Consider the following 22453-nt stretch of genomic DNA (forward strand, 5'->3'; position numbering starts at 1 on the left):
CGCGGGATGGAGCAGCCCGGTAGCTCGTCAGGCTCATAACCTGAAGGTCGTAGGTTCAAATCCTACTCCCGCAACCAAAAATACTATAATAAATCAATACGTTACACACCGCCTAAGAGCGATGTTTTGCGTTGTCGCGATGGCGATGGAAGCACTACGGAAGCATCAGGACGGATGCGGAAAATCCCTGTGGTGAATGCGCAACCCGAGGCAGGAGCAGAAAAATCTTGCAAAAGACTTTTTGAGTTAAACTTGTGCATATTTTCAATTAATTTGGTTTTTGAAGACTCAAACTCAAAACCCGTGCTAGGTTCACCTTTGAAGTAGGGGGACTTCAGAGGGGCGACATGTCTCAGGACCTGAGCAAGTGGCTAAGCGCAATAGGATTGTCTGACTACGCGCAAGCCTTCTTAGACAACAAGATCGATTTTTCCATTCTGCCAGATTTGACGGCTGAAGATCTTATTGAAATCGGAGTAACTGCAGTCGGGGATCGTCGGCGGTTGCTGCGCGCTATTGAAAAACTGGATGTAACGGAAACATCCGAGGCGTCTGAAACCTCTGAACAAATTGAACCCGCGCGACGACAGGTCACTGTGATGTTTGTCGACCTCACGGGGTTTACAAAAATGTCCAGCGAGTTGGATGCCGAGGACTTGCACGCATTGCTCAATCAGTTCTTTGGCAAAGTGGACAACGTGGTTGAGAAATTTGGTGGGCGTATCGACAAACATATTGGCGACGCGGTCATGGCGGTCTTTGGCGCACCAATCTCGCATACCAACGATACAGAACGGGCGGCCAGGGCGGCGGCCGAGATACATGCGGTATTGCCAACACTGACACCTCCACTTTCCTGTCACATCGGTATTGCGTCTGGTCAGGTCATTGCCAGCTCAACCGGAAGCGAAACGCACACGGAATACACCGTCACCGGAGATGGGGTGAATTTGGCCTCGCGCTTGACCGATATCTCCAAGGGCAGTGAAACGCTGGTTTCTCACGATATTCAGCGCGCTTTGGGACCCCTATTCGTGGGGGAGTCAATCGGAGTACAGGCTATCAAGGGTTTGAACGAACCTGTCGAAGTCTGGCGCCTGGACCGTTTGGCCCGGAACATTCGGACAAGACGTCACAAGTTCATCGGGCGCGATCGTGAGATTTCGTTGTTTTCGGCAACGTTTGATCGGTGCAAACGACACGGAGAAGGCGAGGTTCATGTGGTTCTGGGCGAGCCCGGGATCGGCAAGACGCATTTGTCCGAACAGGTGGCTGAACTGGCTAAAAGCTTGTCCTATTCGATCCATAATGGCGTGGTCATGGATTTCGGAGCACGCGAGGGGCACTCTGCCATTCAGTCCTTGGCCCGCAGCATTCTGGGCCTTGACCCATCGGATGGAGCGGAAACAGGTGCAGCCGTGGCGCAAGATGCGATAGCCAACGGGTGGATCAGCCCGTCGAACGCGGCGCATCTTAATGCATTGCTTGAGCTTGAGCAGGATCCTGGCTTGGCTGAGGTCTATGCCGTTATGGACAACAAGACCCGGCTGCGTGGACGCAGGCAGGTCATTGATGAGTTGCTGTTGGCGCGCAGTCAGGACACGCCTCTGCTGATTCAGATTGAAGATATCCACTGGGCGTCACCCGACATTCTCTCGGCCTGCGCACATATGGCAGCGGCAACGCGGCAAATCCCTTGTGTCTTGATGATGACCAGTCGGGTCGAAGGGGACCCGATCGACCGAGACTGGCAAATGGCCACGGATGGCGCGCTTGTGTCCAAGTTGGAATTGGCCCCGATGGGGGAAGACCAGGCGCGGCAATTGGTCGAGGAATTTACGGCCATTGATCCCGAGCTGTTGGACACATGCGTCAAACGTGCGGGCGGTAACCCGTTGTTTCTGGAACAGTTGTTGCGCAACATCGATGTACTCAAGCAGGAAACCGTGCCCGGAAGCATTCAAGGCATAGTTCAGTCGCGTTTGGATGCGCTGGACCGCACCAGTCGGACCGCTATTCAGGCGGCGTCAGTGCTGGGGCAGAGATTCTCGGCCGAGGTTCTGAACTTCCTTCTCGGCGAGGGCCATCTGGACACGACAAATTTGATTCGCTCGGCCCTGATCCGAGAAGCCGGGGCCGACCTGATGTTTGCCCACGCGCTGATCCGGGACGGGTCTTATGCCACTCTGGTCAAATCCGAACGCGCGCGCCTGCATCGCCAGGCGGCCAAATGGTTCGAAGATCGTGATGCAACCCTGCGCGCACAACATTTGGACCGGGCGGGGGCCAACAATGCAGCACAAGCCTATCTGGCTGCGGCCGATAAGCTGATCCACGCGTTTCGGTTTGACGATGCAAGCCCCTTGATCGAACGTGCTCTGGAACTGCCCTCGCCTGCTGGCGTGCGGTTTGACCTGCTTTGCGCACGGGGTGAGACACATCGGTTGCAGGGCTTGTCCAACGCAGCCTTGCAGGAATTCAGGGACGCGGCACACCTTGCAGAAACGGATGAGCAAATCAGCCGGGCACATATTGGCCTTGCGCAGGCTGCGCGGCAGGCCAGCCTGTATCAGGACGCGCTCAAGGCGCTGGATACGGCTGAAGCTGCGGCTGAGCGTGCTGGGTCCGAACGGGATGTGGCCCAGATCAACTATGTACGCGGCAATGTGTATTTCCCCTTGGGCCGTGACAAGGAAGCCTTGAGTGCGAATGAGCGCGCGCTTACTCTGGCCCGCAAACTGGATTCTGTACGCCTCGAAGTGGGTGCGCTCAGCGGGTTTGGTGATGCCAATTTCATGAAGGCCACCATGAGGACTGCGACCGGTTTTTACACGCAAGCTGTTGATCGGGCGCGTGAAAAAGGACTGGTTCGGGATCTGGCGGCCAATTTGCACAACCTGAGTGTTGCGCGCAGTTACACGGGGGATGTCGGGCAAGGGCGCGCAGACGCAACTGAAGCCATCGAAGTTTCGCAGAAGTATTTTGCTTTCGTGCCCGAATGTGTGGCTCAGACCTGCCTGGGTGTGGCCGAAACCTTTCTAGGCGATCTTGATCGGGCGCTTGAGGCGTTCCGGGTTTCGTCCGAGATTGCAGAGCGTGTGGGCGCAAAACGGCTTGAGGCGCAGGCGCTGGAACATCTGGCCCGCACGCAGGTTTATGCCGGGCAAATGGACCAAGCTTTGGAAACGGGTCGTCAGGCAGTTGAGATTGCGTTGGAACATGGGCGGAACTTTGTAGGGCCCAAGGCGTTGTCGGCGCTGGCGATGGCCGAAACCGACCCGGATGAGCAAATGCGCCTGTTGAATTTGGGGGCCGAGATCATCGCGGAAGGGTGTGTCGGCCATAGCCATTTGCATTTTTATACCGATGCCAGTGCAGTCATGTTGGGGCGAGGTGATTGGCAAGCGGCAAATGATTATGCGGATGGGCTGGCGGCATTTACGGCAGGGGAGCCTTTGCCAATGGTCGACCTGTCCATCCGGCAAACGCGTTTTCTGGCTAAATGCGGACAAATGGGTATCGCGCCGACCCAAAGCGAGAGCTTTGCCAACCTTCAAGCCGAGTTTGCCGAAATGGGCATCACCCAGTCCCTGCTGGGACGCGTTGATTTTCTGACCGAACAGGCGGGAGGTTGAATGAGCGTCGAGAAGAAGGTCTGGCTTATCTCTGGCCTGCTGACCTTTGGGCTGGCGGGTCTTTTGCTGAAACTCTGGATCGAATTGAACCATTTCGAGGGCGATCCGACACAATTGCCGGATCAAGCCGCGGTGGACTCATACCTGGGTAAGCTGGATGTGGCCCCGGACTATTTTGTGCGGACCGGAATTTTCTTAAAGTCGTTCAGCTTTCTGGGCGCCAGTGATGTTCAGGTCACGGGCTATATCTGGCAGCACTATGAGACGGGCGTGCATGACAAGATTACCCCGGCCGAGGGTGAGGTTGGATTTCTTTTGCCCGAAGCGGTGGACACTGCAAATGGTCTGTTTGCCGAGGCGTATCGGCTGCCGCAATCTGACGGTGTTTTGATTGGGTGGTATTTCGAACAAACCCTGCGCCAGAGCTTTGATTACACAAGTTACCCTTTTGATCACAAAACGGTCTGGGTGCGGTTCTGGCCGTCCTCATTTGAAGACGCCGTCGCGTTGGTTCCCGATTTCGAGTCATATCCAGCGACCGGGCCAGACGATATTTTTGGGATCGACAATCAAATCGTGATGGGCACCTGGGAACGGGAAAACACCTATTTCGACTATAAGCTGTCAAATCTGGATACGACGCTGGGCATCGGCCAGAATGCGTATCAAACCAACGCGCCCGAGCTGCATTATAACTTCGTCATCAAACGCAATTTTAGCAATGCATTTATCGTGCATATGGTTCCTCTGATCGTTGTGATGATGTTGCTGTTTGGGGCAGTCATGACCGTCACCCGCCGTGAGGGCTTGATCGAGCGGCATGATTTCAGCACGTCCAGTGTGATCGGCACCTGTTCGGTTTTGTTCTTTGTGATCCTGCTGGCGCATGTGCAACTGCGCGAAGGGTTTGCGGGCTCACCCGTGATCTACATGGAGTCGTTCTTTTTCCTGATGTATTTCATGCTGCTGGTGGTATCGATCAACACCTACCTCTTCGCATCCGAAGCGGTGCCGTCGCTTCGGTTCATCCATTACCGGGACAACCTGTTTCCCAAGGCCAGCTTCTGGCCGTTTGTGTTGCTGTGCATGGTGGCGATCACGGCGTATAATCTTAGCCTGAAGGAAAGCCACGAACCGCCACCGATCAGCACACAAGACAGTTAGGCCACGGGTTCAAACCCCGGTTTGGGCTCGCCCTGCGCCATGTCCAACGTGTAGTTGTTGACCATCTCTGACGTGCCATCGCGCAAGTTCTTCAGATATTTTTCCGAATCCGCGATCACATAGGCGTATGCGGGCTTCATCACGCCGTTCACAACAACGTTGATTTTCTTGCGGAAATACACGTTTTCGGTCGAGTTGGGGCCGTGATACCCCTCTAGCTTGTCAAGTTCGCGCAGGCCGGATTGTGTCACCCGATAGACCTCTCCACTCACCTGTTTGCCCATTCCCTGCTGATCCACAAGCGTGGCCATGCGGTGCAAGTATCCACAGTTCGGATTGTCGCAGAACGGCTCTTTCGGGACAATCAGGGGCATCGGTTGCCGGGTGCGCGCCGTTCCTACGAAGTCGTTCAAAACTTTGCTGTGGGCGTCATGATTGGGAAACCCCTGCTTCAGTGATCCGTAGGTGAAGTACAGGTACGTGGGTTCGTTGACAGCCACAAAGCTTTCGTCGCGCCCTTGTTCGGCACCTGTCATATTCAGGTTGTGATCGTGTGCCCAGGTATCCAGCATGGTTCGGATTTCGGGTTCGATCTTCATGCCCTGAACAAATTCGATGCACGAGGTCGCATCCATGCCTTCAGCCCCAAGCAGGATTTCCACCATCTTGGGTGCTTTGTTCATCACCGCCACATGCAACGCCGTGAACCCGTGATCGTTGACAATGTTGACGTCGATATCACGATCGATCAGGTCCTGAGCAGCTTCATAATCCGGCTTGCCCAGATCATGGCCGCTTTCGTTCAGCTCACCTTCACCACCGGCTGCATAGTGCAGCAGGGAATCGCCATGGGCTTCGTCCACGATGTTGACGCCGACGATCTCTTCGTCGATGGCGCGGAACACGCGTTTCCATTCGTTGATGTCATCGGCGGCGGCAGCTTCGCGCGCCCATTTGCAGACGCGATATTTTTGATCGTCCAACTCCTCGAAGGCGTCCGCCAAAGCTTCCATGACCTGGTCCGGAGTTGCCATCATGCCGATACCCATCCGGCCGTTTGACAGGCGACCTTCGCGCGGCCCGATGAAATCAACACCCAGTGTTTTCAGCTTGTCGACATTGTTCTGGGTCGTGATGTTGTTCCACATGTTCGTGTTGCAGGCGGGGCAAAGGATCACCGGTTTCTTCTGATACTGCCACGCCACAAAGACCGAGGTCAGAAGGTTGTCGGCGATACCGTTGGCTACTTTGCCCATCGTGTTGCAGGTGATGGGGGCCACGATGACGCAATCGGCCCAGTCGCACAGCGCCAGATGCGATGCCCGCACCGGCATGTCAAATTTCAGGTAGCGGAAATTCCACTCATCATCGTCGCGATAATAGTCATGATGGGTGATCTTGGCGTCGATCCGCTCGGCCCCGAAATCGCGAAAAAACTTCTCGGCCGAGACGGAGGGGATCAGTTTCACGTTATGCCCTGCATCGACGATGCGTTCGACGAGTTCCGGGATTTTGTCTGCCGCCGACGACCCGCAAGCGCAGAGCAATACGTTTCGCTTGCCGGCGTTGACCTGATTCATAACTCCTTTGGGATAGCCGAACGGGTTCTTTTCAAGGCTTGGGGTCTCATTCAGCTCTGATACAGGCAGCCCTTCCTTGCGCATCTTAGCCTGCAATTCACCGGCCCTGATCATGTCCACAATGTCTTCCAGCTCATCGCTTTTGCTGATGCACCCGCCTTTGAAAAACAAATATGGCGGATCTGGTCTTTCGCCGAGTGTCACCAATTGCCGCCGCATCCTGATCATATTGGGATCGCGTCCACCCACATCGATCTGCTTGACGGTTGTTGCCCCGATATTCGAAAGAACGCTGCGCAGCATGTAGGACCAGGGGTCCTCATCTTCGTAGAACAGAACCATCTTATTGTGCTTGATGATACTGGCAACATCGCTTGGGTCTTCGGGTGGGTCGATCTCTTCGATCATCACCAATGCGGGGTCTTCCAGATCGCGCAGACCGCGGAAAATGTTGCCGCGCGGTGCCTGCCAGACCTGCGATGTCGCGGGGCTCATGTCGACTATGGTGACAACGTCTTTGTCCTCGTCGTAAGCAATGCAGAGACACCAGAACTCTTCCAGCAGTGCAGTTTCCCGATAAACGTTGTCCGGCGGACAGATCGCATCGATCCCGGTGACGCGATTGAAGTCGATATTAATCATCAGGTGACGATCTTTTTTGGCGTTCAGGCTTTTGAGCTGTGCCTTGAACCAATCCTGCGGGGTTTGGATCGATGTATCCTTGCGCGTCGCAAAGCTTTGGAACGTACTGCCAAGATGCACGTTCTCGGACTGGCTGAGGTATTTTTCCGCCATCTCGTGCATGTCTTTTGCGGTGGCGACTCGGCTGACAGCCTCCGTGAACGACGCCTCGGTCGCCCTTAGCAGCTCGTCCTCGTCCACGCGGTTGTCGCCGTGAATGGCCAAGCTTTCTGCCAACACGCCAAGTGAGTTCATGTTGGGCGTGGCCCGGCGGAACAGGTTGCGGCGTTTCTTTGGGTCTTTCGCCAGATAGAGTGTGCTGTCGACGTAGTTGCACCGCTGCTTGAATGTCTTCAGATGGGTTTTGACCGCAGCACGTGCCGAAAACCGCAATATGCCGCGCGACCGCATCGAGGTTCCGTCCCGATCCGACATCGCTTTCCAAAGCCGCTCGACAGTTGTCACCCAAAGCTTGCCGTATTTTTCGGGGTGCACATCCATCATGTGGACCAGACCGGTGCTTGGGTTGCATTTGGCGATGACGGCAAAATGCCCGCCCGGCATGTTTTCTTTGCCATGGGCAACACCAACCTGAAAATTCGCCACCAGAATGTCGTTGTCTCCACCCAGCCGATTGGATTCGTCGATCGCCTCAAGCAAAAGCGGCACACTGGTCGTGTCTCCATCCATGAAATAGGCCTGAACCTGAACTCGGTCTCGAAGCCCTTGCGAGTGAATGTAGGTGCAGGCGACATCAAACAACTCACCCAGCGAGATTCCGTCATTCACCACAAAGGACGAAGGCAGCGCGCATTCGCGGAAGATGTCATTCACCTCGCAACTGAACCCCAGAGCCGACATGCTGAGTGCCGCTGCCGTCACGCTGCAGCAGTTGATTGGCTGTTGGAAGTTCTGCAACTGGACACTGACCAGGTCCCCGAACATCGTGGCGAAACAGGGTTTGCGCACCTCTTCCGGTATCTTCCGCCAATTCTTGCTGGATAGATAGGCCAGACAGGTACCGTCCAGTGCAAGCGCTTCCAGGCTGACGGGGATATCCGAAATCTGAAGATGTTCTTCGTAGAAGTAATCGCCTACATCTGCGCTGGCCAGAGGGTCCCCATCCTGACGCAATTGAACCACGCCGCGCAGCACAACATACATGCCTTTCGCGGGCAACACAGTGTTACCAGTCGCTTCGAAAAACTCGAAATGAGGATTGATGACAGCAGGGTCTGCTACTGCGGCGTCGCCTGGCAAAACCTTGTAAATCAGGCTCCAGTCTGCGTCATTTGGGATGTATGATCTGGCATTGGCAATTTGATCTATGGTCACAACTGTGTCCCCCCGGAGTTGCGTTTCAAATTTCGACCAGAAAAATGACCGTGTTTCCCCAAGCGGGTATTGATCTTCACGATACAAAAATCGCCCGGCTCGGCGCCTTTTCACTGGTCGAGACTGATCTGTTGATCGAAAAAGTATAAACAAATCGGCCTAATTGGCGGCACAATATCCGACTTTTGGGCAAAAATCACGAATACAGTGAGGTCGATCGGTGAGGTGCCAATGATTGGGGCAGAAACGGGTCGAGCCAGAGCGCGTTGCGCATAGCAAAGAGGGTCCATGCGCTGCCGGCATGGCGCCAGTTTCCCGTTTAATCGAGGAACAGGTAATCCAGGCGCATCACGGCGCTGGCCTTTTCCTGACTCACGCCAAGAAATCTGGCGATGACGGCCTCGTTTTCGCTGAGCTGGGCCGTTTCCCTCAGGCGTACGTAGTTCTTAAGCTCCGCAGCCCGGATTTGTTGCGATTCAAAGCTCAGATCATTGCGCAGCGTCGGCACCAGCTGTGCCACGGTTTCCGCCGGGCTGTTTTCCCCGGCCAGCCCAACGCGACGGGCATGGCCAATCAGATATTCGTCCGAGTATTCGCATTCGATTTCCAGCACATGTGTCTTGGCCTGATCGCCGCAAAAGTCCTCGAGGACATCAAGATTGGCGGGGTCGAGACACAGAACCAGCTGATCCGACCCGAAACTGTCAAACAGCAATCGCACGACGGCCCGTCTGTGACGCGAACGTTTGGCCAAACTCGTTTCTATCCCGCCCAGATCGGGCATCCGCGTATCTTCTTCGTTAAACAGGTATTCAACACAAGGGATATCGGTTTCGGCCGCGATCTGATCGACCAGCCGTTTGGCAACGTGCCACTTCTTGCAGACAATGACGAAAAGCTCCTGCTGGGGGCCTAGTGTGCACCCGGCCTCCCAGAACCGTTGCCCGAAGCGGCGGCCAATGCGTCCGCGCCCGGCAAGAAACGCATACAGGTTAGGCCCTTCATTCGAGACCGGAAATTCGATGCCCTCACTGGCATAAAGCGATCCCAGGCGTTCCTTCAACTCATGCGCTTCGGGGCTGATCTTTCGGGCAAACAGGTAATCCTGCCCCAAAAGCATGTCATAGTGATCGTTGTAGAATGTGACCGGCATTCCATAGTCTGAAAACATCAGGAAAGTCGGTGTACGGTTTTCGATCTCATCTTTCGGAATCAGGTGGCGCACCAGTGTCTGAAAAAAGGTTTCATCTGGAATCCATGTGGTTGAGAAAAATCGGACTACATCCCGTCGCTGGCGCAGAAACTCCAGGATCATCTCAACGGTGCGGCGGCGCAGACACCACCATTGGCTGCCGATCATGATCTGCAGATCTTCGGGAATATCCCGCGTCAGGCCAAACCGCCTCTGCATCTCATAGGCGGTGTAAAATAATTTGGGCTGCGTGCGTTCGTTGAAATGGTGGCGATAGATCAGCCGGTCTTCTTTCATACCGGTCTTGATCCAGTTGCTTTCAAAGAAATCGTGGCTTTCTACAAAATCCTTGTCGCGATCATCCAGAAAACGGTGAGTATATTCTGCCGTTTTGATGGCCATGCAGTCACCAGACAGCATGTAGAAATGCGTGGCGCGGGGGAACGCCTCGACCGCGGCATTCAGGGCGTTCAGCGTAGCCTGCACCAGCGACCACTCTCCCCACCCGCATTTGATGCGCTTGTTGGCAAAAACCACGTTGGGATTGTCGCGCAACGCGCTGCGGATCTGGTCATAGGCGTCAGAGTTTGCGCGCGCGTCGAAATGGATCGCCATGCAATCGCCCGCTGCGGTCAGCTGTTCAGCCTGTGCGACGATGGCCTTGGGATCCTTATGGCACAGCAATATGTAGGCAATCTTTGCCATTGAGTTTACGTAATTTCCGTTTCTGCCCGGTTTCAACCGTGATACTGAGGATGCGCGATTGAATAAACAGAATAATTTTGGTTCTTTGTTACCAAACGCTGGCGTATCGGATCGATACCTGATCAGCGAAGGAGGCGCAGCAGATGGGTTTTCCCGGTACCTGGATGACCGAGAGTGAAAGCATGGTGTACCGTGTGGTGCCCAAATGCGCGTGCTCGACCATTGGTCAGATCATGTATTACTCGGATCACGGTCAGTTTTTTGAAGGTGACATCCACGATGCCAAGGATGGAATGCACAAATGGGCTTTTGACCAGAGTCAGGGTCTGATTACCAACAACGTGCGCAGTCATGCCTCGTACTCTTTCACCTGTGTGCGCAATCCCTACACACGCATCCTAAGTTCGTTTTTTGACAAAATCTGCGGCATCCAGCGCAACGGTAAGCGGTATCGGGGTAATCTGGTGCCGACGCTGATCTACAACTATGGAATCGAAGTGGGCGGTGATGACGGCAAAGGAGAGTTTGACCAGATCGCCAGCTTCCGCCGGTTCCTGCTGTTTGCGCGTGACACGATCCGGTGGCGGCGCCCGATGGATCCGGACATTCACTGGTCTGCAATGTCAGGCCATGTGTCTACTTTCATCGTGAACGGCGGTCACTATGATCGGATTTTCTGGACCGAAGCGTTCAATGACGGGATGCAGGATGTTCTGGACAATATCGAACTGAAGCATTCAGTTTCCTTGTCAGAAATCCCACGTTTCAATGAGTCCGAAGGCCATGGACCAAAGCGTGCGCACCCGGTCGCGGATTACTTCGACGATCTGTCAATGCATCTGGTCTATGAGATCTACAAGCAGGATTTCGAGCTGTTCAAATACGATTTCGAAAACCCAGCCAACAAGATGCCGATCGGCGAAATCGATCTGGATGAGATTCACGCCAAACTCGGTGACTGACTGCGGTGCAGGATACTCCCGCCCATCGTCAATATTTTTTGCGAAACATTTCCTCTGGTTGGGCCCGGCGCCGCGCTTTTGCGCAGCGCCGGGCCCAAGGCCAAACGTGACATCGGCGAAGCTGATGGTGCGATTTGGATGCGGAGGCGTCTGTGCGCGGTCGACTTACCGGTCCGCTGCATCAGCAGACCGGTCACGTATCGGGTCAGACTTGGCGTACAGCCCCTTTTGCTGCGCTGGTGGTCAGCTTGGCATAGGCTTTGAGCGCAGTGGACACCTTGCGTTTGCGCGGCGCGGCAGGCACCCAGCCTTTTGCGTCCTGTACTTCGCGCCGGGCGGCAAGCTCTTCATCTGAGACGGCTAGATGTATGGTGCGGCTCGGGATATCGATCTCGATTTTATCGCCGTTCTGTACCAGACCGATCTCACCACCTTCGGCTGCTTCGGGTGAAACGTGGCCAATCGAAAGCCCGGATGTGCCGCCCGAGAACCGACCATCGGTCAGCAGGGCGCAGGCTTTGCCAAGCCCTTTGGACTTCAAATAAGAGGTTGGATACAGCATTTCCTGCATCCCCGGACCGCCACGCGGGCCTTCATAGCGGATCACCACCACGTCACCCTCTTTCACCTTGCCGGTGAGAATGTCGTTGACCGCCTGATCCTGGCTTTCGCACACATAAGCTGAGCCGGTGAATTGCAGGATATTGGCATCCACGCCAGCGGTTTTCACGATACAACCATCACGAGCGATATTGCCAAACAGAACTGCCAGACCGCCATCTTGGCTGAAAGCGTGCTCTTTTGACCGGATTACACCGCCTTCGCGGTCGGTATCCAATTCTTTGAACCGGTTTGACTGGCTGAACGCCTGCGTGGTGCGGACGCCGCCGGGGGCGGCCTTGAACAACTCTTGCGCCTTCGGGTTATTGGCGACCTTGATGTCCCAGTTAGCAATCGCTTCACCCATTGTGGCGGAATGCACCGTACTGCAGTCTTCATGCAACAGACCCGCACGGCTGAGTTCACCCAGGATCGAGAAGATGCCGCCCGCGCGGTGGACATCTTCCATATGCACATTCTCGGTGTTTGGCGCAACTTTACACAGGCAAGGCACGCGACGGCTAAGGTGGTCCATGTCGGACATGGTGAAATCCACTTCGCCCTCATGCGCGATGGCCAGCAGATGAAGCACAGTGTTGGTCGACCCGCCCATGGCGATGTCCAGGCTCATGGCGTTCTGGAACGCGTCGAATGTTGCGATCTCACGCGGCAGGAAGCCTTTTTCGTCCAGATCGTAATGCCGTTTGGTGATCTCTACGATGCGGCGACCCGCTTCCAGGAACAGCTCTTTGCGGTCGGCATGTGTTGCCAGTGTCGAGCCATTGCCCGGCAGTGCCAGACCCAGCGCTTCGGCCAGACAGTTCATCGAGTTGGCAGTGAACATGCCCGAGCATGACCCGCAGGTCGGGCAGGCATTTTCTTCGATGTGTTGAACCTGCTCGTCGGTGAACTTGTCGTCTGCAGCGGCAACCATAGCGTCCACAAGGTCGATCTTCTTGGCATCCAGATCGGCAATATCGATCTTGCCGGCCTCCATCGGTCCACCGGACACAAAGATCGCCGGGATGTTCAGGCGCATGGCAGCCATCAACATCCCCGGGGTGATCTTGTCACAGTTCGAGATACAGACCATCGCATCCGCACAGTGCGCGTTGACCATATATTCAACCGAATCCGCGATCACCTCACGCGAAGGCAGCGAATACAGCATTCCGTCATGGCCCATGGCGATACCGTCATCCACCGCGATGGTGTTGAATTCTTTTGCAACACCACCAGCGGCCTCAACCTCGCGCGCCACCATCTGGCCCAGATCCTTTAGGTGGACATGGCCCGGCACGAATTGCGTGAACGAGTTGACGATGGCAATGATCGGCTTGCCGAAATCGTCATCTCCCATGCCTGTGGCACGCCACAATCCGCGTGCACCGGCCATGTTGCGGCCATGAGTAGAGGTTCTTGATCGGTACAATGGCATGATGCTGTTTCCCTATTGCCTCGGGTTGCATGTCTTGGGGTGTGTACGTTATAGCGCACGTACCACATGTGCGCTATAACGCACAAGAGGATTCGAAAGATGATGATATGGCACCGGATGAAATTACACTGAAACTTCGGGACGTGCGAGCCGCATCGGGGTTGAGTCTGTCCAAGGTGGCCGAGCTGACAGGCGTCAGCAAAGCCATGCTGGGTCAGATTGAGCGGGGCGAATCCAGCCCGACGATTGCAACGCTCTGGAAAATCGCCAAAGGGTTTCAGGTGCCGCTGAGCGCGCTGATCGACACTATGCAAGGCGATCCGTCGGTCTTTCAAACCGTGACCTTCCCCGGAAGTATCGAAGTCAAGATCGTCTTCCCTTTTGACCCTGCACTGGGGGCCGAAACTTTCCACGTCAGCCTTACCCCAAACCAGAGCCATGAGTCGCCGGCACATGCGGCAGGCGTGACAGAAGAGGTTTTTGTTCTCAGTGGTACATTGGAAATCCTTCGCGATGAGGAATGGGTTTCTTTAAAGGCCGGGCAAGGATTGCGGTTTGCTGCGGATATCCCACATGGCTATCGCGCGGGCTCGCAAGGGGCGGCTTTTCTGAACATGCACCACTACGCGCAGCACACTGAGTTTTTTGAGAACGGCAGGGACATTTCATGACCGCGTTTTTCAACAGTTTGACCATCGTGGACGCCATTGGCTCGTTTGGGGCCCTGATCGTGGTTGCCGCGTATTTTGCAACGCAGATGCGGATGATGAATTCTGACGACCTCGCTTTTCCAGTGGTCAACCTGCTGGGCTCGGTCCTTATCGTCTTTTCCCTGCTGCAAAACTTCAATCTGGCCTCGATGCTGATCGAAGGGTTCTGGATCCTGATCAGTATTGTAGGGATCATTCAGCATTTCCGCCTGCGCCGGGCGGGATAAATCCAGCGGTTAACCGACGCTAGCGCTATCCAGTCTTGAACCCCTATGCTGCCGGGTATAGGGAAAAATCAAGCTCGCTTAGGGGAGGCTTTGATGCAGGACGATCCGAAAACCCTCGTATCTACCGAATGGCTGGCCGCGCATATGAAGGACCCGGATCTGCGGATTCTGGACGGGTCTTGGTATTTGCCCGCGCAAAACCGTGATGCCAAGGCCGAATATGACGCCGGGCACATCCCCGGAGCGCGTTTCTTCGATATCGATGAAATATCAGACCACCGCTCGGACCTGCCGCATATGGCGCCACCGGTCGAGAAATTCATGTCGCGCTTGCGGGCCATGGGTGTGGGTGATGGCCATCAAGTGGTCGTCTATGACGGCGCTGGGTTGATGTCGGCAGCACGCGTCTGGTGGCTGTTCCGTCTGATGGGGCAGGAGAATGTCGCCGTTCTGGATGGTGGTTTGCCAAAATGGCAAGCCGAGGAACGTGAAATCGAAGATCTGCCTCCGGTCATCCGCGATCGCCACATGACCGTGCGGGTGCAAAATCAGCTTGTGCGCGACGTCACGCAAGTTTCTGCCGCAGCCAAGCTGGCCGATCATGAAATTATCGACGCCCGTTCGGCTGCGCGTTTCGCCGGGACACAGGCCGAGCCGCGCGAGGGTCTGCGTTCAGGCCATATCCCGGGGTCACGCAACGTGCCGTTCGGGCAGTTGTTAAACGCCAATGGCACCATGAAATCGCCTGAGGACTGTCGCGCGATTTTTGAAGCCGCTGGCGTTGATCTGTCGAAACCGGCGATCACCTCATGCGGGTCTGGTGTGACCGCCGCGATCCTCAGCCTTGCGCTTGAACGCATGGGCAAGAACGACCACTCGCTTTATGACGGCTCCTGGGCTGAATGGGGTGCCTTCCCGACCCTGCCCGTCGCAACCGGAGAGAACTGATGTTCGAGAACCTCAAACCGCAGCCTGCCGACAAAATCCTGGCGCTGATGCAGATGTACCGCGAAGACCCGCGTGATCAGAAGATCGATCTGGGTGTGGGTGTCTACAAGAATGCCGAAGGCGTGACGCCAGTCATGCGTGCCGTCAAAGCCGCCGAACAGCGCATCTGGGAAGAGCAGGAATCCAAGGCCTATACCGGTCTGGCGGGCGATCCTGCGTTTGCGGATGTAATGATCGGTCTGATTCTCGGTACTTCGGTTTCTCGCGGAAACATCGCTGCCGTGGCGACACCGGGCGGCACCGGTGCCTGCCGACAAGCTTTCGAGATGATCCGGATGGCCAACCCTTCGGCGCGCGTGTTCGTGTCGAACCCGACCTGGCCGAACCACTTGTCGATCCTGAACTATCTGGGGATGGAGACGGTTCAGTACCGCTATTTCGACGGTGAGACTCGTGGCGTTGACTTTGACGGCATGATGGCCGACCTGAAGACCGCCAAAGCAGGCGACGTGGTTCTGCTGCATGGCTGTTGCCACAACCCTACCGGCGCCAACCTGAACATGGTGCAATGGCAAGAAGTTGTGAAGGTGATCAATGATCTGGGCCTCGTTGCCATGATCGACATCGCCTATCAGGGGTTTGGCGACGGTCTGGAAGAAGACGCGCAGGCGGCGCGTTTGGTCGCGTCCTCGGTCAAGGAATGCTTGATTGCTGCGTCTTGCTCGAAGAATTTCGGTATCTACCGTGAGCGCACTGGTTTGTTGATGGCGATCAGCGCCGATGCGGGTCAAACCGCTCTGAATCAGGGAACACTGGCGTTCCTGAACCGCCAGAACTACTCCTTCCCGCCGGATCATGGCGCGCGCGTCGTGACGACCATCCTAATGGATGAGGCCCTGCGCGCGGATTGGGCAGCAGAGCTGGAGGAGGTCCGCCTGTCCATGCTGGGTCTGCGCCAGAAATTGGCCGACGAATTGCAGCGTCTGAGCGGCTCGGACCGTTTTGGTTTCATCGCCCAGCACCGCGGTATGTTCTCACGTCTGGGTGCGACACCTGAACTGGTTGAGAAACTGCGCGTCGAACACGGCATCTACATGGTCGGCGACAGCCGCCTGAACATCGCCGGACTGAACGCGACGACAGTGCCGATTCTAGCCAAGGCGATCGTCGACGTCGGGGTTTGAAGCCAAATTATGAAATCCACCGCCCGCAGTTGTGGGCGGTGAGTTCACTGGGCAATTGATGTCTTAGATATCTGGTTTTCTAAATCCGATGTTCTGAGAACTTGTCGCTTCTCGCAGTTCTAAACTGAACGCTTTCTCGACGGCGTCGTAAATTGCATCGAACAACATACTTAAATCCGTTTCTGGGTTGTTCGTAACAACTACTTTTTTGCCAGTGTCCTCAATCTCCACGATTAATTCTGATCCCTGAATCCAAATCGACAACACAGATCTGACCCATGTGGCACCACGATCTTTCAAGTTACCGATCATCAAGCAGAGTCCGAATTTTACGGGCTCTAAAAGGGAAACTTCCTCGTAGTATGTACTCCTGCACATATTTCGGCAGTTTGATTTCGGGTCGAACTCACCAAATGGAGGTACACCCTTTACCTTGGAAGCATCACAACCAAGATACGAAGGCAGTTCAGCGATTACTCTGTAAGATAGCTTTTTGGCGGCATCCAAAAGTACCCCGGTTTGTTCACCGTATTCAAAGGTGAGCTTTTGCAAGTCATCGTATTTTGTCATTTGAATCTCCTTTCGAAGATGGCATCGAATCACCTTCCTGGAGAAATCATATTGATGAGTGTAGTCACTTGAAATTGCTAATTTTTTTAGATCAGGGTAATCTACCCGCTTTTGAGTGTAGGTAGCAATAAAAAACCTCGGGCAGAGTCGCCCGAGGTGAAATTCGCGAGGGCTACACTTAGCCCTTGGAGAACTCGGGGTAGGCTTCCATACCCAACTCACCCATATCCAGGCCATTGATCTCTTCTTCCTCGCCAACCCGCAGGCCAACCGTTGCCTTGAGGATCGAGAAGAGGATGAAGCTGACCGCGAAGACGAAGATACCGATGGCCGCGAAGCCGATGATCTGCGTCACAAAGTTAGCGTCACTGTTGGTCCATGCCACGATGAAGGTACCCCAGAAGCCTGCGATCAGGTGAACCGGGATCGCACCGACGACGTCGTCAATCTTCATGCGGTCCAACATCGGGACGGTGAGGACAACGATAACACCACCGATTGCACCGATGATCAGGGCCTGGAACAGCGACGGGGCCAGTGGTTCAGCGGTGATCGACACCAGACCAGCCAGTGCGCCGTTCAGCACCATGGTCAGGTCGACCTTGCCATACATCACCTGCGTCAGGATCAGCGCTGCAACAGCACCAGCAGCAGCGGCCATGTTGGTGTTGGCGAAGATGCGGCTGATATCGGCCATGTCACCGATGGTACCCATTGCCAGCTGCGAACCGCCGTTGAAACCGAACCAGCCCAGCCACAGGATGAACGTACCCAGGGTTGCCAGTGCCAGGTTCGAACCGGGGATCGGCACAACCTTGCCTTCCTTGTTGTACTTGCCGATCCGCGGGCCCAGTACGATGGCACCGGCCAGCGCTGCGAAACCACCTGCGGCGTGTACCAGAGTCGAGCCAGCGAAATCGCTAAAGCCCATCTCGGACAACCAGCCGCCGCCCCACTGCCAGGACGCTTCAATCGGGTAGATGACGCCGGTCAGGACGATCACGAAAAAGAAGAAGGGCCACAGTTTGACGCGCTCGGCCATGGTGCCCGATACGATGGACGCGGTGGTGGCGCAGAACATCAGCTGGAAAAAGAAGTCCGAGCCGACGGATGCATAGGACAGGTCGGTTTCGACACCGTCCAGGCCGACCGGCTCGAGCGACGTTGGCGAGAACGCACCCAGAATGCCTGTGATGGTCCAGCCATCACCCGGATACATCAGGTTAAAGCCCACCAGCCAGTACATGATGGCCGCAAACGAAAACAGGCCCATATTCTTGACCAGCTGCATGGCCACGTTTTTTGACCGCACCAGGCCGGCCTCGAGCATGGCAAAGCCCGCGGCCATCCAGAACACCAGAAAACCGCCGACCAGAAACAGCAGCGACGTCAGGATATATTGCGTGTGCTGCGCAGTCTCGCCGGTTGCAGCGGCCTCTTGCGCAAGACCCATCTGCGGCAGCGCGACAATCGCGGCGGCAGGGATGAGAGATTTCATCAGGTTCATTTTCAGTCCTCGAATGAGTGTGAGTGGCCGCGCTTACAGCGCTTCCTCGTTGGTTTCCCCGGTTCGCACGCGCAGGGCCTGCTCGACATCGAGGACAAAAATCTTGCCGTCGCCGATCTTGCCGGTCTTGGCTGTTTTGGTGATGGTCTCGACGATCTGGTCGGCCATTGCCGCAGGCACCACGATCTCGAGCTTGATCTTGGGGACGAAGTTCACGGCGTATTCGGCCCCGCGATAGATTTCGGTGTGACCGGATTGCGAGCCGAAGCCCTTGATTTCGGTCACCATCATGCCGCGCACACCAGCTTCGGTCAGTGCCACGCGCACCTCCTCCAGCTTGAACGGCTTGATTGTCGCAATGATCAGTTTCACATCTTTCCCCTCTGATTGTCCGGTGGGACCGGTTTGTTTGCACCTGCAGAAAAAGAGCGTGACAGAGCGTGGTAAGAAACGGTTAGGGGTCGTTATTGCGCACCAAAATGGCGCAATGTTGCACATTTTTTGCACAAATGGTGCGATATGACTAAAAAACAGGCAGACTAATGAGGGGAATTTACGGAAAATCGGACCTCTACATACTCAGGTCGCCGGGGTATGGTGGCGCAAAAGCATAACCGGGCAGAGTTTGAGCATGACTGAGTCCAATCGCCGTAAGCCGAAACTGGTCGCGGACAAAAGATACCCATCGAAAGCGCGCAAACCTGCAGCGTCGAAGCGGGCTGCGAAACCCGCCGGCAAGAAATCGACGGCACGCAAAACCGCCACGCGCAAAACCACACGCAAGACTAAGCGCAAACGTTCGGGCGGGAACGGAGGCGGGATTTTTCGCCGTCTGTTCCGATGGATCTGGGGGCTGATCTGGGGTTTGACCTGGCGTGTGGGGGCTATTGTCGCCGCACTCATCGCGTTGGCAATCGGCGTTGTCTACACCACTTTGCCTGACGTTGATGCGTTGCTGGATGGGCGGGCGCGCGGCTCGGTCACATTGCTGGATCGCGATGGCAAGGTTTTTGCGTGGCGTGGCGATCAGTTCGGAGGGGTGATCACGGCGGATACGGTGTCGCCGCATCTTAGAAACGCGGTCATCGCGACCGAGGATAAACGATTCTATCGACATTTCGGCGTCAGCCCGCGCGGCGTCGCCAGCGCTGTGCGTATCAACCTGAGCGAAGGGCGTGGACCTTTGTCCGGGCATGGTGGGTCAACCATCACGCAGCAGACCGCGAAACTTTTGTGTCTGGGCGAACCTTATGATCCGACCGAGTGGGAATCAGAGGCGGCGTACGAGGCGGATTGCCGTCAGGGCTCACTTTGGCGCAAGGGCAAGGAAGCCGTCTATGCCATGGCGATGGAGGTCAAATACTCCAAGAATGAGGTTCTGACGATCTACCTGAACCGTGCCTTTCTTGGTGCTGGTGCGCGCGGGTTCGAGGCGGCCAGCCAGCGCTATTTTGGAAAGTCCGCAGCCGAAGTCTCTCCGGCCGAGGCCGCGATGCTGGCCGGTCTGCTGGTCGCGCCCACACGCTATGCACCGACAAACAACCTGCAACGCTCTCAGGACCGGGCGCGGCTTGTGATTGGGCTGATGGAGGATCAAGGTTATCTGACCGCTGCACAAGCCAGCGAGGCGCGTGCAAGACCTGCTGAACTTTCAGACGCTGCCGCTGCGCGAGCGGGCGGCTATTTCGCAGATTGGGTCATGGCCAGTGGGCCCGAGTTCTTTACCCGCAATACGACCGAGGATGTGGTTATCCGCACTACTCTGGATCAGCGCATTCAGACCTCTGCCGAAGAAGCGCTAAAGTACATCTTTCAGGAAAAAGTGCGCGAAGGGTCCAAAGCTCAGGCTGCAATCGTTGTGATGTCTGCGGACGGTGCAGTGCGCGGCATGGTTGGCGGGCGCAAGACGCGTGTGTCGGGTGCGTTCAATCGGGCGACGCAGGCCCTGCGCCAGACCGGATCGTCGTTCAAGCCGTTTGTCTACGCCACCGCGCTGGAACTTGGGTATTCTCCGCTGGATACGGTGATGGATGAGCCCTATTGCGTGGACATCCCCGGATCGGGCCAATGGTGCCCCAAGAACTACACCAATAAGTTCTATGGACAGGTGACGCTGGCGGATGCGCTGAAAAACTCTCTGAACATTCCGGCAGTCAAAGTGGCCGAGATCTCGGGTTTGGATAACGTCCGCACCATAGCCAGCGGCTTTGGGATCGCCAGTGATCTGGCGCAGGGACCTGCATTGGCACTGGGTGCATCCGAAAGCACGCTGATTGAGATGACAGGGGCTTACGCGGGTATCCTGAACGGTGGATCGGCGGTTGAGCCCTATGGTCTGACCGAGTTGAAACTGTTGGGCGACGAAACGCCCGTCATGGTCACGACGACCGGTATTGGTGAGCGGGTGATCAATGACTCCGCCGCCAAGCAACTGACCTGGATGATGGAGCGTGTGGTGTCCGAAGGCACCGGCGGGCGCGCCAAGCTGCCGGGTTGGCAGGTGGCGGGCAAAACCGGGACAACTCAGGCCGCGCGGGATGCGTGGTTTATCGGGTTTACGGCAGATTATGTGACCGGCGTCTGGATGGGTTATGACGACAACACGCCATTGTCTGGCGTAACCGGGGGCGGGCTGCCTGCCGAAATCTGGCAAGAGACCATGCTGCGTGTCACCGAAGGGATGACGCCCACACCTTTGCCGATGATGGCTCCTACACCGCCAGTACAGGTCGCGCAGCCGCAACCGCGCCGCAAGCAAGGCGGTTTCGCCAAGGATATCAATAATCTGCTGAAGAATATCTTTGGCGGTAATTGACTAAAAAGGCGGTGCACTGGGCACCGCCTTTTGTCATTCGTTTCTTGCTTAACTTAGACGCTGGAATCCAAAGCCGCCAGGATTGCATCACCCATTTCGGTGGTCGAAACCGGTGTAACGCCTTCATCCGCCAGCAGGTCGGCGGTGCGGACACCATCAGCCAGAACTTTCTCGATCGCGGCTTCCAGGCGGTTTGCCTCTTCGCCTTGATCAAAGCTGTAGCGCAGCGCCATGGCAAAGCTGAGGATACAGGCGATCGGGTTGGCTTTGCCCTGACCCGTGATATCAGGCGCGGAACCGTGGACCGGTTCGTACATCGCCTTGGGTCGGCCATTGGCCATCGGTGCACCCAGCGAAGCCGACGGCAGCATCCCCAGCGAGCCGGTCAGCATCGCGGCGCAGTCGGATAGGATGTCGCCGAACAGGTTGTCGGTCAGGATGACGTCGAATTGCTTAGGTGCCCGCACCAGCTGCATGGCACCGTTATCGGCGTACATATGGCTCAGCTCGACTTCGGGGTAATCGGCAGCAACGCGGTTAACCACCTCGCGCCAAAGGATGCCCGATTCCATAACGTTGGCTTTTTCCATCGAGCACAGTTTTTTGTTCCGGCGCATCGCCAGTTCAAAGGCCGAGCGCGCGGCGCGTTCGATTTCGGATTCGGTGTAACGCTGGGTGTTGATGCCGACGCGTTCGTTGCCTTCTTCAAAGATGCCGCGCGGCTCGCCGAAATAGACGCCCGAGGTCAGCTCGCGCACGATCATGATATCCAGACCGGCGACAATGTCTTTCTTCAGCGACGAGAAATCGGCCAGCGCGTCAAAGCACTGGGCCGGGCGCAGGTTTGAATACAGGTCCATTTCCTTGCGCAGGCGCAGCAGGCCGCGCTCGGGCTTCAGGCTGAAATCCAGATCGTCGTATTTCGGACCGCCAACAGCACCCAGCAGCACCGCGTCAACCTCTTGCGCTTTGGCCATCGTCTCATCGGACAGGGGCTTGCCGTGGGCGTCATAGGCCGCACCGCCGACCAGATCCTCGCTCACGTCAAATTGAAGACCGCGATTAGCGCCGAACCAATCGATGATTCTGCGCACTTCGGCCATAACTTCCGGGCCAATTCCGTCTCCGGGCAGGATGAGGAGCGAGGGGTTGGACATGAAGGGTCTCCTTGCGTTTTGTTGCACAGGGCCTAGCGTCTGC

Annotated in this window: 15 protein-coding genes and 1 tRNA gene; 9 read left to right on the forward strand and 7 right to left on the reverse strand. The window is 56.1% G+C overall.

Annotated features, from left to right (window positions below; all coding sequences use genetic code 11):
• From AC2FLD_RS18680 to AC2FLD_RS18690, 3 genes are all read left to right on the forward strand, one after another.
• Nucleotides 1–77: transfer RNA gene (locus AC2FLD_RS18680), tRNA-Met, on the forward strand.
• A 270-nt stretch (nt 78–347) separates the two neighbouring features.
• Nucleotides 348–3635, forward strand: a complete 3288-nt coding sequence (locus AC2FLD_RS18685; protein ID WP_496672314.1) for an ATP-binding protein — start codon at nt 348–350, stop codon at nt 3633–3635.
• Nucleotides 3636–4799: a hypothetical protein gene (locus AC2FLD_RS18690; RefSeq protein WP_496672316.1), complete on the forward strand. Its 1164-nt coding sequence runs from the start codon at nt 3636–3638 to the stop codon at nt 4797–4799.
• On the opposite strand, the gene AC2FLD_RS18695 is transcribed toward AC2FLD_RS18690, so the two are convergent.
• Entirely contained in the window at nt 4796–8395 is a 3600-nt protein-coding gene (locus tag AC2FLD_RS18695; protein ID WP_496672319.1) for a flavoprotein, read from the reverse strand. The two genes, AC2FLD_RS18690 and AC2FLD_RS18695, sit on opposite strands and share 4 nt — an antisense overlap.
• A gap of 319 nt (nt 8396–8714) precedes the next feature.
• On the reverse strand, nt 8715–10292 hold the full coding sequence (locus AC2FLD_RS18700; protein WP_496672322.1) for a DUF5928 domain-containing protein: 1578 nt from the start codon (nt 10290–10292) through the stop codon (nt 8715–8717).
• 143 nt (nt 10293–10435) lie between these two features.
• Here AC2FLD_RS18700 and AC2FLD_RS18705 point away from each other — a divergent pair, with 143 nt between their 5' ends.
• On the forward strand, nt 10436–11254 hold the full coding sequence (locus AC2FLD_RS18705) for a sulfotransferase family protein (RefSeq protein WP_496672325.1): 819 nt from the start codon (nt 10436–10438) through the stop codon (nt 11252–11254).
• A gap of 205 nt (nt 11255–11459) precedes the next feature.
• Here the strand turns inward: AC2FLD_RS18705 and ilvD are convergent, their stop codons facing one another.
• Nucleotides 11460–13292, reverse strand: a complete 1833-nt coding sequence (gene ilvD / locus AC2FLD_RS18710) for a dihydroxy-acid dehydratase (protein ID WP_050605621.1) — start codon at nt 13290–13292, stop codon at nt 11460–11462.
• A gap of 107 nt (nt 13293–13399) precedes the next feature.
• On the opposite strand from ilvD, the gene AC2FLD_RS18715 reads away from it, so the two are divergent.
• The 4 genes from AC2FLD_RS18715 to AC2FLD_RS18730 all read left to right on the forward strand — a co-directional run bounded on the left by AC2FLD_RS18715 (nt 13400) and on the right by AC2FLD_RS18730 (nt 16361).
• A complete protein-coding gene (locus AC2FLD_RS18715; RefSeq protein ID WP_050605638.1) occupies nt 13400–13963 on the forward strand; it encodes a helix-turn-helix domain-containing protein in 564 nt (187 codons plus the stop codon).
• Nucleotides 13960–14229, forward strand: coding sequence for a CBU_0592 family membrane protein (locus tag AC2FLD_RS18720; protein WP_050605620.1), 270 nt, complete (start codon nt 13960–13962; stop codon nt 14227–14229). The genes AC2FLD_RS18715 and AC2FLD_RS18720 overlap by 4 nt, the downstream gene beginning before the upstream one ends.
• 93 nt (nt 14230–14322) lie before the next feature.
• A complete protein-coding gene (gene sseA, locus AC2FLD_RS18725; protein ID WP_050605619.1) occupies nt 14323–15177 on the forward strand; it encodes a 3-mercaptopyruvate sulfurtransferase in 855 nt (284 codons plus the stop codon).
• Nucleotides 15177–16361 (forward strand): amino acid aminotransferase, encoded by a 1185-nt coding sequence (locus tag AC2FLD_RS18730; protein ID WP_496672328.1) that lies wholly within the window; start codon nt 15177–15179, stop codon nt 16359–16361. The genes sseA and AC2FLD_RS18730 overlap by 1 nt, the downstream gene beginning before the upstream one ends.
• 63 nt (nt 16362–16424) lie before the next feature.
• Here the strand turns inward: AC2FLD_RS18730 and AC2FLD_RS18735 are convergent, their stop codons facing one another.
• The 3 genes from AC2FLD_RS18735 to AC2FLD_RS18745 all read right to left on the reverse strand — a co-directional run bounded on the left by AC2FLD_RS18735 (nt 16425) and on the right by AC2FLD_RS18745 (nt 18810).
• On the reverse strand, nt 16425–16931 hold the full coding sequence (locus AC2FLD_RS18735) for a hypothetical protein (RefSeq protein WP_496672331.1): 507 nt from the start codon (nt 16929–16931) through the stop codon (nt 16425–16427).
• Between the two features lie 178 nt (nt 16932–17109).
• Nucleotides 17110–18438 (reverse strand): ammonium transporter, encoded by a 1329-nt coding sequence (locus tag AC2FLD_RS18740; RefSeq protein WP_050605616.1) that lies wholly within the window; start codon nt 18436–18438, stop codon nt 17110–17112.
• 33 nt (nt 18439–18471) lie between these two features.
• Complete coding sequence (locus AC2FLD_RS18745; protein WP_050605615.1) at nt 18472–18810, reverse strand: P-II family nitrogen regulator; 339 nt, start codon at nt 18808–18810, stop codon at nt 18472–18474.
• A 259-nt stretch (nt 18811–19069) separates the two neighbouring features.
• On the opposite strand from AC2FLD_RS18745, the gene AC2FLD_RS18750 reads away from it, so the two are divergent.
• Entirely contained in the window at nt 19070–21253 is a 2184-nt protein-coding gene (locus tag AC2FLD_RS18750; RefSeq protein WP_496672333.1) for a transglycosylase domain-containing protein, read from the forward strand.
• Between the two features lie 53 nt (nt 21254–21306).
• On the opposite strand, the gene leuB is transcribed toward AC2FLD_RS18750, so the two are convergent.
• On the reverse strand, nt 21307–22410 hold the full coding sequence (gene leuB / locus AC2FLD_RS18755; RefSeq protein ID WP_496672335.1) for a 3-isopropylmalate dehydrogenase: 1104 nt from the start codon (nt 22408–22410) through the stop codon (nt 21307–21309).
• Nucleotides 22411–22453 lie beyond the last annotated feature (43 nt).

Source organism: Ruegeria sp. CDSA021 (genome assembly GCF_059612325.1).